10 protein-coding genes are annotated in these 13,825 nt (G+C 47.6%); 4 read left to right on the plus strand and 6 right to left on the minus strand.

The annotated features are described in order from the left end of the window. Window positions 1–106: 106 nt before the first annotated feature. The 5 genes from HMPREF2661_RS05020 to ftsE all read right to left on the minus strand — a co-directional run bounded on the left by HMPREF2661_RS05020 (window position 107) and on the right by ftsE (window position 5,521). Complete coding sequence (locus HMPREF2661_RS05020; RefSeq protein WP_063076351.1) at window positions 107–301, minus strand: hypothetical protein; 195 nt, start codon at window positions 299–301, stop codon at window positions 107–109. A 23-nt stretch (window positions 302–324) separates the two neighbouring features. Continuing rightward, window positions 325–2,379, minus strand: coding sequence for a methionine--tRNA ligase (gene metG / locus HMPREF2661_RS05025; RefSeq protein WP_070822586.1), 2,055 nt, complete (start codon window positions 2,377–2,379; stop codon window positions 325–327). A 127-nt stretch (window positions 2,380–2,506) separates the two neighbouring features. Next, window positions 2,507–3,760 (minus strand): UDP-N-acetylglucosamine 1-carboxyvinyltransferase, encoded by a 1,254-nt coding sequence (murA, locus tag HMPREF2661_RS05030; RefSeq protein ID WP_049333045.1) that lies wholly within the window; start codon window positions 3,758–3,760, stop codon window positions 2,507–2,509. A gap of 196 nt (window positions 3,761–3,956) precedes the next feature. Continuing rightward, on the minus strand, window positions 3,957–4,874 hold the full coding sequence (gene ftsX / locus HMPREF2661_RS05035) for a permease-like cell division protein FtsX (RefSeq protein ID WP_049323027.1): 918 nt from the start codon (window positions 4,872–4,874) through the stop codon (window positions 3,957–3,959). Then, the gene (gene ftsE, locus HMPREF2661_RS05040; RefSeq protein ID WP_004519169.1) at window positions 4,871–5,521 is read right to left on the minus strand and encodes a cell division ATP-binding protein FtsE; all 651 of its coding nucleotides are present in this window, start codon (window positions 5,519–5,521) and stop codon (window positions 4,871–4,873) included. Before ftsE ends, ftsX begins: the two co-directional genes overlap by 4 nt. A gap of 342 nt (window positions 5,522–5,863) precedes the next feature. Here ftsE and HMPREF2661_RS05045 point away from each other — a divergent pair, with 342 nt between their 5' ends. The 3 genes from HMPREF2661_RS05045 (at window position 5,864) to HMPREF2661_RS05055 (ending at window position 12,722) form a co-directional block, all read left to right on the plus strand. Next, window positions 5,864–8,236, plus strand: a complete 2,373-nt coding sequence (locus HMPREF2661_RS05045; protein ID WP_070822588.1) for a type I restriction-modification system subunit M — start codon at window positions 5,864–5,866, stop codon at window positions 8,234–8,236. A gap of 48 nt (window positions 8,237–8,284) precedes the next feature. After that, window positions 8,285–9,607, plus strand: coding sequence for a restriction endonuclease subunit S (locus tag HMPREF2661_RS05050; protein WP_070822590.1), 1,323 nt, complete (start codon window positions 8,285–8,287; stop codon window positions 9,605–9,607). A 94-nt stretch (window positions 9,608–9,701) separates the two neighbouring features. Beyond that, window positions 9,702–12,722 (plus strand): type I restriction endonuclease subunit R, encoded by a 3,021-nt coding sequence (locus HMPREF2661_RS05055; protein WP_070822592.1) that lies wholly within the window; start codon window positions 9,702–9,704, stop codon window positions 12,720–12,722. A 75-nt stretch (window positions 12,723–12,797) separates the two neighbouring features. On the opposite strand, the gene HMPREF2661_RS05060 is transcribed toward HMPREF2661_RS05055, so the two are convergent. Further along, window positions 12,798–13,280 carry a TlpA disulfide reductase family protein gene (locus tag HMPREF2661_RS05060; RefSeq protein WP_070822594.1) on the minus strand — a complete coding sequence of 161 codons (483 nt, stop codon included), beginning with the start codon at window positions 13,278–13,280 and terminating at the stop codon, window positions 12,798–12,800. Between the two features lie 169 nt (window positions 13,281–13,449). Here HMPREF2661_RS05060 and arsC point away from each other — a divergent pair, with 169 nt between their 5' ends. Further along, window positions 13,450–13,809, plus strand: a complete 360-nt coding sequence (gene arsC / locus HMPREF2661_RS05065) for an arsenate reductase (glutaredoxin) (RefSeq protein ID WP_004519164.1) — start codon at window positions 13,450–13,452, stop codon at window positions 13,807–13,809. The last annotated feature ends 16 nt before the right edge of the window (window positions 13,810–13,825 follow it).

Here is a 13,825-nt window from a genome sequence, read left to right on the forward strand (position 1 = left end):
TTTTAACGGAAATAAGTGTTTGGATAAATAAAAAGGCCGTCTGAAAGTTTCAGACGGCCTTTTGTTGAAGCATAACCAAATTTACCTTTCAACCGGTATCGCTACCTTAGCGGGAAAGAGAAGGTGCTTTTCGCGGTGGATTGATCATGAGAAGAACGGCTTCTTCAATTTTCTTGTCCTCCCGATCATGGAGCTCTACCGGAAACTTCAGACGCAACACTGCAACAATAGCGCCAACCGATAAGCCTGCATCATTAAGCAACTCAATTTCTTTAAGTACCGGTGCGGAAAGGTTTAACATGGTTTCTCCTTAAGATTTGATACTTAGCCCACTTTATCCCCGGGCTGTGCGCCTGCGTCAACGTCGAGGAGCTTTAGTTTGCCCTCTGCCGTGGCGGCGGAGAGGATCATGCCTTCGGATACGCCGAATTTTGCCATTTTGCGCGGGGCGAAGTTGGCGACGGCGATGACCATGCGGCCGTTCAATTCGGCAGGATTTGGGTAAGACGCGGCGATGCCGGAGAAGATGATGCGTTTTTCAAAACCGAAATCGAGGTCGAATTTCAAAAGTTTGGTGCTGCCTTCGACGGCTTCGCAGTTCAATACTTTGGCGACGCGCATGTCGATTTTCATGAAGTCGTCGAAGCTCGCCTGTTCGGCGACTTTTTCGTATTTGCTGTCTTCAACAGGCGCAGGGGTCGTCTGAATGCTTTGTTTGTTGGCTTCGATTAAATCGTCCACTTGTTTTTGCTCCACTCGTTGCATTAAATGTTCGTATTTGTTGATGGCGTGTCCGCCCAAGGTTTCGCGCGTGTTTGCCCAGGTAATTGCGTCCAGATTGAGGAAACGCGCGGCGTTGGCGGCGGTTTGCGGCAACACGGGGGCGAGGTAGGCGGTCAGCATGGTGAAGGCGTTGATGAGTTCGCTGCATACTTCGTGTAGGCGTTCGTCTTGACCTTCTTGTTTGGCGAGTTCCCACGGTTTGTTGGCATCGACGTATTCGTTCACGGCGTCTGCCAATGCCATGATGTCGCGCAGGGCGCGGGCGTATTCGCGGTTTTCGTAGCATTCGGCAATGGCCTCGCTTTGCGCAGTCAGTTTTGCCAGCAATTCGCTGTCGGCAACGTCTTTCAGACGGCCTTCAAAGCGTTTGGTGATAAACCCTGAAGCGCGGGCGGCGATGTTGACGTATTTGCCGACGAGGTCGCTGTTGACGCGGCTGATAAAGTCTTGCAGGTTCAAATCGATGTCTTCGATTTTGCTGTTGAGTTTGGCGGCGATGTAGTAGCGCATCCACTCGGGGTTCAGGCCTTGTTCCAGATAGGATTTGGCGGTGATAAAGGTGCCGCGCGATTTGGACATTTTTTGTCCGTCCACGGTCAAAAAGCCGTGTGCGTACACGCCGGTCGGGGCGCGGTGGCCGGAGAAATGCAGCATGGCAGGCCAGAACAGGGCGTGGAAATAGAGGATGTCTTTGCCGATGAAGTGGTACATTTCGGTTTGGCTGTCGGCTTTGAAGTATTCGTCAAAATCGATGCCGATGCGGTCACACAGGTTTTTAAACGACGCCATGTAGCCGACGGGCGCGTCCAGCCAAACGTAGAAGTATTTGCCCGGCGCGTCGGGGATTTCGAAACCGAAATACGGCGCATCGCGGGAGATGTCCCAGTCGGACAGGGTGGTTTCTTCGCCTTCGCCCAGCCATTCTTTCATTTTGTTGAGGGCTTCGGGTTGCAAATGGGGCTTGCCGTCGTGCGGGTTGTTGCCGGAGGTCCATGCTTTGAGGAAGTCGGCGCATTCGCCCAGTTTGAAGAAGAAGTGTTCGGATTCACGCAATTCGGGTTTGGCACCGGAAACGGCGGAATACGGATTAATCAGTTCCGTCGGGGAATAGGTCGTGCCGCAGACTTCGCAGTTGTCGCCGTATTGGTCTTGGGCGTGGCATTTGGGGCATTCGCCTTTGACGAAGCGGTCGGGCAGGAACATTTGTTTTTCGGGGTCGAAAAGCTGCTCGATGACGCGGCTTTCGATTTTGCCGTTAGCTTTCAGCGCGCGGTAAATGTCTTGGGAAAACTGTTTGTTTTCAGGGGAATGGGTGCTGTAATAATTGTCGTAGCCGATGTTGAAACCGGTAAAGTCGGCGAGGTGCTCTTCGCGCACTTTGGCAATCATGTCTTCGGGCGCGATGCCTTGTTTTTGCGCGGCAAGCATCACGGGCGTGCCGTGGGTGTCGTCGGCGCAGCAGTAGTAGCATTCGTGGCCGCGTAGTTTTTGGAAGCGTACCCAAACATCGGTTTGGATGTGTTCGACCATGTGGCCGAGGTGGATGCTGCCGTTGGCATACGGCAGCGCGGAAGTGACAAGGATTTTGCGTGTCATGGTTTGTGCTTTTAAAAACAATGGATAAAGATGTCGGGAATTATACCGCAAAACAATACGCAAAGGCCGTCTGAAACCCGATTGCCGGTGTTTCAGACGGCCTTTTATTTATCGGCTGCGTATGGGATCAACCGCGTACGCGTTCGATTTTTGCGCCTACGCCGCCGAGTTTTTTCTCGATGTATTCATAGCCGCGGTCGAGGTGGTAGATGCGTTCGACGATGGTTTCGCCATCAGCGACCAAACCGGCCATGACGAGGCTGGCGGAGGCGCGCAGGTCGGTTGCCATCACGACGGCGCCGGAGAGTTTTTCTACGCCTTTGATGTAGGCGGTGTTGCCTTCGGTGGTGATGTCTGCGCCCATGCGGTTGAGTTCGGGAACGTGCATGAAGCGGTTTTCAAAAATGGTTTCCACCACGCGACTGCTGCCTTCGGCAATGGCGTTCATGGCCATAAACTGCGCCTGCATGTCGGTTGGGAAGCCAGGGTGGACGACGGTACGGATGTCCACGGCTTTGGGGCGTTGTTGCATGTCGATGGAAATCCAGTTGTCGCCGGCTTCGATGATGGCGCCGGCTTCGGTCAGTTTGTCCAATACGACTTCCATGGTTTTGGGAGCAGCATTGCGCAGGACGACTTTGCCGCCGGTCATGGCGACGGCGCAGAGGAAGGTACCGGCTTCGATACGGTCGGGAACGACGCTGTGTTCGCAGCCGTGCAGCTCTTTTACACCTTCGATGGTCATGGTTGCTGTGCCGATGCCGCTGATTTTTGCGCCCATTTTAACGAGGCATTCGGCCAAATCGACGACTTCGGGCTCGATGGCGCAGTTTTCGAGGATAGTGGTGCCTTCGGCGAGCGTGGCCGCCATCAGCAGGTTTTCGGTACCGCCTACGGTCACGACGTCCATGGTGACACGCGTGCCTTTCAGACGGCCTTTGGCTTTGACGTAACCGTGTTCGATGGTGATTTCCGCGCCCATGGTTTCGAGGCCTTTGAGGTGTTGGTCAACCGGACGCGAACCGATGGCGCAACCGCCGGGCAGGCTGACTTGGGCTTCGCCGAAACGGGCGAGGGTCGGGCCCAAAACCAAGATGGATGCGCGCATGGTTTTTACCAGCTCGTAAGGTGCGCAGGTGTTGTTGACGGTGCCGCCGTTGATTTCAAATTCGGAGATGTTGTCGGTCAAAACGCGTGCGCCCATGCCTTGCAGCAGTTTTTGGGTGGTTTTGACGTCGGCGAGCATGGGTACGTTTTTCAAGCGTAAAGTGCCGGAAGTCAGCAGACCGGCACACATCAGCGGCAGGGCAGCATTTTTTGCGCCGGATACGATGATTTCGCCGTTGAGGGGGCCGTTGGCAGAGATTTTGAGTTTGTCCACAGGATGTCTTTCGTTATTTGTCTGCACGGTTTATGCCGCACAAATGAAATGAGATGGATAATAAACCATCAATTATAAGGGATTATGCCCTTGCTGTTAGATTTGGCAGTATTAAATTTTCACAAGGTTTGTTTAAGTTGCGAAAGGATAAGATTTCAGGCCGTCTGAATGGTTCAGACGGCCTGTTTGCCAAGGCTTATTTTTTGGCTTTGAAGCCCAAAAGGTGTTGCGTGGTGGCCAGCCATGCGCCGAATACGCCCAGCGCGATGACGAAGCCGAATACCAGCGACACTTCGCTAAATGTGAAGAAACGCCAGCCGATGTTCAGACCGTAGGGTTTGAAAATCGCGTCCACCAGCGGCTGTACTTCGGCCAGCAGCCAAGCCGACAAGCCCAGGCTGACGGCGGCGGAGAAAATACTCTGCCACATTGCCTGATAAAGGAAAGGACGGCGGATGAAGGAAGCGGGCGCACCCAATAGCTTGGTGATTTCCAGCTCTTCCTTGCGGCTGAGGATTTGCAGGCGGATGGTGTTGTGTGCCACCAAGACAAAGGCCATGCCCAATGTCAGCGAGAGGAACCACAAAATCTTGCGGATAAATTCGTTAATACGATAAAGGGTTTGTACCCATTCCGTATCCATGGTTGCCGATTCGACGCGTGGCAGCTTGGTAATGTCTTTATAGATGGCCTGCATCTGATCCGGCGAAGTGGCAGGGTCGGGCGTAACGATAAAGACGTCGGGCAACGGGTTGCCATCGAGCATGGAAACGAGGTTTTGGTCGAGATTGGTCTGCAATTCTTCCAAACCTTCCTGCTTGCTGATAAAGCGGACTTTATCGATACGGCTGTCGCGTTGGAGCAGGTTTTTCACCGTATCGGCATCAGAACTTGCCGCATCGGTGTCCATATAGACCGTAATCTGCGGCGACTCGTTGAGTTTGCCCAACACGCTTTGTCCGCTTTGGATGCCCAAATACATGAACAGCGGCAAAGTCATGGCAACGGCAAGCATGAGCAGGGTCAGCAGCGTGCCGATGGGTTGGCGCAGAAGCTCTTTGAGCGCGGCGCGCGCCGATTCGACGTGTAACGAGATGTAGTGAATCATGCTCATGCGAGGCGTCCTTTCTGCAGGCGCAAGACGCGGTGGCCGTAATCCGCCATCAGCGTTTCATCGTGCGCCGCAACGATCACGGTCGTGCCTGCTTCATGGAAGGTTTTAAACAATTCCATAATATCCAGCGCATAGGCGCGGTCGAGGCTGGCGGACGGCTCGTCGGCAATCAGCAGGCTGGGTTGGTGAACCACTGCGCGCGCAATGCACAAACGCTGCTGTTCGCCGCCGGACAAAGTGATGGGCATATCGTTTTCGCGGCCTTTCAAGCCGACTTTCTCAATCGCAATACGCGCGCGCTCTTCCGCTTTGCGCGGCTGGTAGCCGCCAATCCGCAAAGGCAGGATAACGTTTTGCAAGACATTGCGGTCGTAGAGGATTTTGTGGTCTTGGAAGACAATGCCGATATGTTGGCGCATAAAGCCGATCTGATTGTCGCTCAAGGTGCCGAGGTCTTGATTGTTGAACCAAACCTTGCCTTTGGTAGGCTTGGTAATGCCTGAAATCAGCTTCAAAATGGTGGATTTGCCCGAGCCCGAATGGCCGGCGATAAAAATCATCTCACCTTTGTTAATCTGGAAACTGACATTTTTCAGGGCTTCGAAACCGCCGGGATAGGTTTTGGAAACTTGTTCGAAACGGATCATGGGTTTTCCTGAAAATAGGGATTCAGACGGCCGGCGACATCGATAGGGCAACATGCCGTCTGAAAAAATGGGGATATTCACAGATTATAAATATTTCGGCTGCTTTTTGATAGTGAAACCCCGGTTCTGCCGGCGGATACACTGCCGGTTTGCAACACAAAGCAATATGGTTTGAAAAAAGGCCATCTGAACGATTGGGTTTCAGACGGCCTTTTGAGTTTATCGGCGTATTCCCCCAAAAGTAGGAATACAAACAAAGATAAGCAATGTTTCTAATTGAATCCTTATTCAAAATAGGCAACAATACCCAGAATAATTTCGTAATATTAAGTGGGAATAAATATGGATCATTCAGTTCATAACAAGCTGGTTTCTTTTATCTGGAGCATTGCAGACGATTGTCTGCGCGATGTCTATGTGCGCGGTAAATATCGTGATGTGATCTTGCCGATGTTTGTGCTTCGCCGTTTGGATACCTTGCTTGAGCCAAGCAAAGAAGCGGTATTGGAAGAAGTACGCTTTCAAAAAGAAGAATTGGTATTCACCGAATTGGATGACCTTCCCCTTAAAAAAATTACCGGCCATGTTTTTTATAACACCTCAAAATGGACCTTGAAATCCCTCTATCAAACCGCCAGCAATACGCCGCAGTATATGCTGGCCAATTTTGAAGAATATCTTGATGGTTTTAGTGCCAACGTGCAGGAAATTATCAACTGCTTCAAGCTGCGTGAACAAATCCGCCACATGTCCCATAAAAATGTTTTGCTGAGTGTGTTGGAAAAATTTGTCTCCCCTTACGTCAACCTGACGCCTAAAGAGCAACAAGACCCGGATGGCAACAAATTACCTGCCTTAAGCAATCTTGGCATGGGCTATGTGTTTGAAGAACTGATCCGTAAATTTAACGAAGAAAACAACGAAGAAGCCGGCGAACACTTTACGCCACGCGAAGTAATTGAGCTGATGACGCATTTGGTCTTTGATCCGCTCAAAAACCAAATCCCGGCAATTATTACGATTTACGACCCGGCTTGCGGCAGCGGCGGTATGCTGACCGAATCACAAAACTTTATTGAACAAAAATATCCGCTGCCAGAATCGCAAGGCGAGCGCTCAATTTTCTTATTCGGTAAAGAAATCAACGACGAAACTTACGCCATCTGCAAATCCGACATGATGATTAAAGGTGACAATCCCGAAAACATCAAAGTCGGCTCCACCCTTGCCACCGACAGCTTCCAAGGCAATTACTTTGACTTCATGCTTTCCAATCCGCCATACGGCAAAAGCTGGAGCAGCGACCAAGCTTATATTAAAGACGGCAATGAGGTTATCGACAGCCGCTTTAAAGTCAGCTTGCCTGATTACTGGGGAAAAGAAGAAGTTCTTGATGCCACGCCACGCTCTAGCGATGGACAGCTGCTATTCCTCATGGAAATGGTCAGCAAAATGAAATCGCCGAATGACAACAAAATCGGCAGCCGAGTAGCCTCCGTACATAACGGCTCAAGCCTCTTTACCGGCGATGCAGGTTCAGGGGAAAGCAACATCCGTCGCCATATCATTGAAAACGATTTGCTGGAAGCTATCGTACAGCTGCCTAACAACCTGTTCTACAACACAGGCATTACCACCTATATTTGGTTGCTGTCCAACAACAAACCCGAAGCGCGCAAAGGCAAAGTACAGCTGATTGATGCCAGCCTCTTATTCCGTAAGTTGCGTAAAAACCTAGGCGACAAAAACTGTGAATTTGCCCCAGAGCATATTGCAGAGATTACCCAAAACTATCTTGATTTCACCGCTAAAGCGCGCGAAACCGACAGCCAAAATGAAGCGGTCGGCTTAGCTTCGCAGATTTTTGACAATCAAGATTTCGGCTATTACAAAGTCACCATCGAACGCCCGGATCGTCGTTCTGCACAATTTACCGCAGAAAATATTGCGTCTTTACGTTTTGACAAAGCCCTGTTTGAGCCCATGCAATATCTCTATCAGCAACATGGCGAACAAGTTTACAACGCAGAATATTTAGCCGAAACCGAGCAAGAAATTGCCGCTTGGTGCGAAGCGCAGGGCATTGCCTTAAACAACAAAAACAAAGCCAAGCTGCTGGATATTAAAACGTGGGAAAAAGCCGCCGCACTTTTTCAGACGGCCTCAACCTTGCTCGAACATTTCGGCTCAACCCAATTTGACGATTTCAACCAATTCAAACAAGCCGTGGAAGGCCGTCTGAAAGCCGAAAAAACCACCCTTTCTGCCACAGAGAAAAAGGCCATTTTCAATGCCGTAAGTTGGTACAACGAAGATGCCGCTAAAGTGATTGCCAAAACACTTAAGCTCAAACCAAACGAATTGGGTGCTCTTTGCCAACGCTACCAATGCCAAGCCGACGAGCTGGCAGACTTTGGCTATTACGCCACCGGCAAAGCAGGCGAATATATCCAATATGAAACCAGCAGCGACTTACGCGACAGCGAATCCATACCGCTTAAACAAAATATCCACGATTATTTCAAAGCCGAAGTGCAACCGCACATCAGCGAAGCATGGCTGAATATGGAAAGCGTGAAAATTGGCTATGAAATCAGCTTCAATAAATACTTCTACCGCCACAAACCATTACGCAGCCTTGCGGAAGTTGCCCAAGATATTTTAGCGTTAGAAAAACAGGCTGACGGCTTGATTAGTGAGATTTTAGACATATAAGCTGCATTGGGTATATTCAAACGGTCAGATTTTAAGGATTTTTTGCAAATGAGACGATACGAGAGTTACAAAGATTCGGGCGTGGAATGGCTGGGGGAAATACCGAGTCATTGGGAGTGTTTGCCTATTAGATCTATTTTTAAATTTAGAAATGAAAAAAATGATCCGATTAAAACGGATAATATATTATCTTTATCCATTGCAAATGGAGTTACTGAATATTCAGATGAAAATAGAGGCGGAAATAAAAGAAAAGATGACTTATCTTCCTATAAATTAGCATATCCAAATGATATTGTTCTTAATAGTATGAATGTTATCGTTGGTGCTGTTGGGGTATCAAAATATTTTGGCGCTATTAGCCCTGTGTATTATGCTTTATCTTTATATAATCAAAGAGCAAATTTATCTTATTATGAAAATATTTTTAAAAATGAAAATTTTCAAAGAGGATTATTACGATTTGGTAAAGGAATTCTTATAAAATTCGGTGAAAATGGCAAAATGAATACAATAAGAATGAAAATATCACAAGATGATTTAAAAAAATTGTATTTTCCAATTCCTCCTCTCTCCGAACAACAAAAAATCGCACAATTCCTAGACGACAAAACTGCCAAAATCGATCAGGCGGTGGATTTGGCGGAAAAGCAGATTGCCCTGTTGAAAGAGCACAAGCAGATTCTGATTCAAAATGCCGTAACCCGAGGCTTAAACCCTGATGTGCCTTTAAAAGATTCCGGTGTGGAATGGATAGGGCAAGTGCCGGAGCATTGGGAAGTGAAAAAGTTGAAATTTGTTTCAAAAATAAATCAACACACATTGCCCGAAAATACAAACGGTAGCCTGAGTATTAAATATGTAGATATTGGAAGTGTATCTTTTGAGAACGGTATCGAAAAAGTAGAGAATTTTTCATTTAAAAATGCCCCATCAAGAGCCAGAAGATTAGCCAATAGAGGAGATATCGTTGTTTCAACTGTAAGAACTTATTTGAAAGCAATAACAATGGTAAAAGAAGAACATCAAGATTGTATATTTTCGACAGGGTTTGCTGTGATAACGTCAAATGAGTGCCTAGAAGATAATTTCTTTGATTTATATGCAAAAAGTGATGCATTTACGGAGCAAGTTTCTGTGTTTTCTAAAGGTATGAGCTATCCAGCAATTAACTCAACAGATTTATCCAATTTATGGATAACTGTTCCTCCAATTTCTGAACAACAAAAAATTGCTGATTATCTTGAAACACAAGTATCAAAAATAAATCAAGCCATCGCATTAAAAACAGCCCATATTGAAAAGCTGAAAGAATACAAAAGCGTATTAATTAACGATGTGGTAACCGGCAAGGTGCGGGTATCGGTGTGAAAAGTGCGGTCAAAAAATCCGATGGATTTTGAATATTGGCAGCGCAACTTGGGCGTAATGAATAAATTTTAAAACATTCACAAAAGGGTGAAAAATGGTTTCAGGAACTAAGGAAAAAGATTTAGAAATTGCCATCGAAAAAGCTTTAACCGGCACTTGGCGTGAAAACATGGAAAATAAGCTGGGCGAGCCGAAGGCAGAATACCTGCCGCGCCATCATGGTTTTGAGCTGGCATTTTCACAGGATTTTGATGCGCAGTTTGCGATTGACACACGCCTGTTTTGGCAATTCCTGCAAACCAGCCAAGAGGCAGAACTTGCCCGTTTTCAACAGCTAAACCCAAACGACTGGCAACGTAAAATTCTAGAGCGGTTAGACCGCCAAATAAAGAAAAACGGCGTGTTGCACCTGCTGAAAAAAGGCTTGGATATTGATAGCGCCCATTTTGATTTGCTCTACCCCGTTCCGCTTGCCAGCAGCGGCGAAAAGGTCAAGCAGCGTTTTGAACAGAATCTGTTTAGCTGTATGCGCCAAGTGCCTTATTCTGCCTCAAGTAATGAAACGGTGGATATGGTGCTGTTTGTCAATGGCTTGCCGATTATTACCCTTGAGCTGAAAAACCATTGGACGGGTCAGACGGCCATTGATGCCCAAAAGCAATACCGCAACCGAGATTTAAGCCAAACGCTGTTTCATTTCGGGCGTTGTTTGGCACATTTTGCCTTAGATACGGAAGAAGCTTATATGACCACCAAATTGGCGGGGCCTGCTACGTTTTTCTTGCCGTTTAATTTGGGCAACAACTGCGGTAAGGGCAATCCGCCGAATCCAAACGGACACCGCACGGCGTATTTATGGCAAGAGGTGTTCAGTAAAGCCAGCCTTGCCAACATTATTCAGCATTTTATGCGTTTAGATGGTTCAACCAAAGATCCGCTGGAGAAACGCTCACTCTTTTTCCCCCGCTATCATCAATTAGAGGTGGTGCGCCGTTTGATTGCTGATGTCAGCGAACAAGGCGTGGGCAAACGATATCTGATTCAACACTCTGCCGGTTCGGGCAAATCTAATTCCATTACTTGGTTGGCGTATCAGTTGATTGAGGCTTATCCGCGCAATGAAAAGGCGGCAAACGGCAGAGAGGTAGACCGCCCGATTTTTGATTCGGTGATTGTCGTTACCGACCGTCGTTTGCTGGATAAGCAGTTGCGCGACAATATCAAAGATTTTTCAGAAGTGAAAAACATTGTTGCGCCGGCGTTGAGTTCGGCAGAATTGCGCCAATCGCTTGAGCAGGGCAAAAAAATCATTATTACCACGATTCAGAAATTCCCGTTTATTGTGGATGGCATTGCTGATTTGGGTGATAAACAATTTGCGGTGATTATTGATGAGGCGCACAGCTCACAATCCGGTTCGGCACACGACAACATGAACCGAGCCATCAGCAAAACGGAAGACTTTGATGCCGAAGATGTGCAAGATTTGATTTTACAAGCCATGCAATCCCGCAAAATGCGCGGCAATGCGTCGTATTTTGCTTTCACCGCCACACCGAAAAACAGCACTTTGGAAAAATTCGGCGAGAAACAGGCGGATGGTAAATTTAAGCCGTTCCACCTTTATTCCATGAAACAGGCGATTGAAGAAGGCTTTATTTTGGATGTGATCGCGAATTACACCACTTATAAAAGTTTTTATGAGATCACTAAATCGATTGAAGATAACCCGGAGTTTGATAGTAAAAAGGCACAAAGCCGTCTGAAAGCTTATGTAGAGCGTTCGCAACAAACGATTGATACCAAGGCGGAAATCATGCTGGATCATTTTATCCAGCAAATATTTAACCGTAAAAAACTCAAAGGCAAAGCCAAGGGCATGGTGGTAACGCAAAATATTGAAACCGCCATCCGCTATTTTCAGGCGTTAAAACGATTGCTGGCTGAGCGAGGCAATCCATTTAAAATTGCGATTGCGTTTTCAGGCAGTAAAGTGGTTGATGGCGTTGAATACTCCGAAGCGGAAATGAATGGGTTTGCGGAAAGTGAAACCAAAGAATATTTCGATCAAGATGAATATCGTTTGCTGGTGGTGGCCAACAAATATCTGACCGGTTTTGACCAGCCGAAATTGTGTGCCATGTATGTGGATAAGAAACTCTCCGGCGTACTTTGTGTGCAAGCTTTATCTCGTTTAAATCGCAGTGCGAATAAGTTGGGTAAACGCACGGAAGATTTGTTTGTGTTGGATTTTTTTAACAGCGTTGAAGATATTCAGCAAGCATTTGAGCCGTTTTATACTTCTACGTCGTTGTCGCAAGCAACCGATGTCAATGTCTTGCATGATTTGAAAGATCAGTTGGATGAAACTGGTGTGTATGAACAAGCGGAGGTCAACGATTTTACTGAAGGCTATTTTGCCAATAAAGACGCACAACAATTAAGCAGTATTATTGATGTGGCGGTTCAACGTTTCGACCATGAGTTGGCGCTTGAGCCAACCCAAAAAGTCGATTTTAAAATCAAGGCAAAACAGTTTTTAAAAATTTACGGGCAAATGGCCTCCATCATCAATTTTGAAAATATCGCTTGGGAGAAGCTTTATTGGTTCCTCAAATTTTTAGTACCAAAATTAAAAGTACAAGATCCGATGGATGAATTTGATGAAATTTTAGATGCTGTGGATTTAAGCTCTTACGGCTTGGCGCGCACCAAACTGAATTACAGTATTAAATTAGATGATGAAGAAACAGAGCTTGACCCACAAAATCCCAATCCACGCGGCACGCATGGTGAAGATAAAGAAAAAGATCCGATTGATGAAATTATTCGTGTATTTAACGAAAGATGGTTTCAAGATTGGAGCGCAACGCCGGATGAACAACGGGTAAAATTTATCAATATTACTGAGCGCATTCGTAGCCATAAAGACTTTGAGCAGAAATATCAAAACAACCCGGATGTTCATACCCGTGAATTAGCTTTCCAAGCCATTTTGCGCGATGTGATGAGCGAACGCCATCGGGATGAACTAGAGCTATACAAACTTTTTGCGAAAGATGCCGCATTTAGAACCGCTTGGACGCAGAGTTTGCAACGAGCTTTGGCTAGGTAGAAAAAAAGGCCGTCTGAACGGTTGGGTTTCAGACGGCCTCGGTATCAGCGTAGGTTAAGCACCTTATCCGCTGTTTTATTTACATTTGGTTTTGGCCAAATTCACGGCGGTGGTCAGGCTTTTTTCGTTGACTTCGCCGGTGATGGTTTGTTTGTAGCCGCATTTCGGCGCTTCGACAACAGTGAAGGGCAATACGCCGACATTGTTGCCGTGGGCTTTCATGAAGTTGCGGCTGTTGGCGCCGGTATAACGCCAAATCGGATAGCTGACCGGTGTTTGTTTCAGGAATTTGCCGATGTTGTCGGTCGTATCCAGTGCGATGCCGACCATATCGACGCTGCCTTTTTTCTGCGCTTTGTACCATGCGGACATGGCGGGCATTTCTTTACGGCAGGGGCCGCACCAGGTTGCCCAAAGGTTGACCACGCGCACGGGGGCTTTGAGCGATTCCAGGCTTTGCGGTTTGTTGTCCTGCCAACCTGCCGTTTCATCGGCGGCAAAGGCCGGTACAGCGGTAAAAACGGCGGCGGACAAGAGAAGGGCGGTTAAGGCTTTCATGGTTGTATCCTTGAGGTTGCCAATCGAAATTGGGTTTATTGTAAAACGGTTTGGTGGGTATGCCTACCGATTCATATCAAGATATCAGGTAAAAAGTTTGAGTAAAAATCAGTTGCAGACGATAATAACCGCCATCATTGAATGATTTTGCAATAATACGGAGAATTTCATGCCGTCTGAATTCACACTTTATCACAACCCGCGTTGCAGCAAATCGCGTGCCGCGCTGGCTTTGCTCGAAGAAAAAGGCGTTGCCGCCGACGTGGTCAAATATCTGGATACCGCGCCCGATTTGGCGACTTTGCAGGATATGTTTGCCAAACTCGGCATCGAATCGGTGCGCGGCATGATGCGCACGAAAGACGATTTGTACAAAGAATTGGGTTTGGACAATCCTGATTTGGACAATGCCGCCCTGCTTCAGGCAATCGCCGAACACCCCGCCTTGCTCGAGCGTCCCGTTTTGGTAACGCCTACGCGCGCAGCCATCGGCCGTCCGTTGGAAAACATTGCCGCCCTACTCGGCTGATGGGGTTGGATAAGGC

This window comes from Neisseria sp. HMSC061B04 (assembly GCF_001836705.1).
In the GTDB taxonomy this organism is placed as follows: domain Bacteria; phylum Pseudomonadota; class Gammaproteobacteria; order Burkholderiales; family Neisseriaceae; genus Neisseria.

Coding starts and splice junctions, on each gene's coding strand:
- HMPREF2661_RS05020 (WP_063076351.1), bottom strand. CDS start 301: ATGTTAAACCTTTCCGCACCGGTACTTAAAGAAATTGAGTTGCTTAAT.
- metG (WP_070822586.1), bottom strand. CDS start 2,379: ATGACACGCAAAATCCTTGTCACTTCCGCGCTGCCGTATGCCAACGGC.
- ftsX (WP_049323027.1), bottom strand. CDS start 4,874: ATGAGCATGATTCACTACATCTCGTTACACGTCGAATCGGCGCGCGCC.
- ftsE (WP_004519169.1), bottom strand. CDS start 5,521: ATGATCCGTTTCGAACAAGTTTCCAAAACCTATCCCGGCGGTTTCGAA.
- HMPREF2661_RS05045 (WP_070822588.1), top strand. CDS start 5,864: ATGGATCATTCAGTTCATAACAAGCTGGTTTCTTTTATCTGGAGCATT.
- HMPREF2661_RS05050 (WP_070822590.1), top strand. CDS start 8,285: ATGAGACGATACGAGAGTTACAAAGATTCGGGCGTGGAATGGCTGGGG.
- HMPREF2661_RS05055 (WP_070822592.1), top strand. CDS start 9,702: ATGGTTTCAGGAACTAAGGAAAAAGATTTAGAAATTGCCATCGAAAAA.
- HMPREF2661_RS05060 (WP_070822594.1), bottom strand. CDS start 13,280: ATGAAAGCCTTAACCGCCCTTCTCTTGTCCGCCGCCGTTTTTACCGCT.
- arsC (WP_004519164.1), top strand. CDS start 13,450: ATGCCGTCTGAATTCACACTTTATCACAACCCGCGTTGCAGCAAATCG.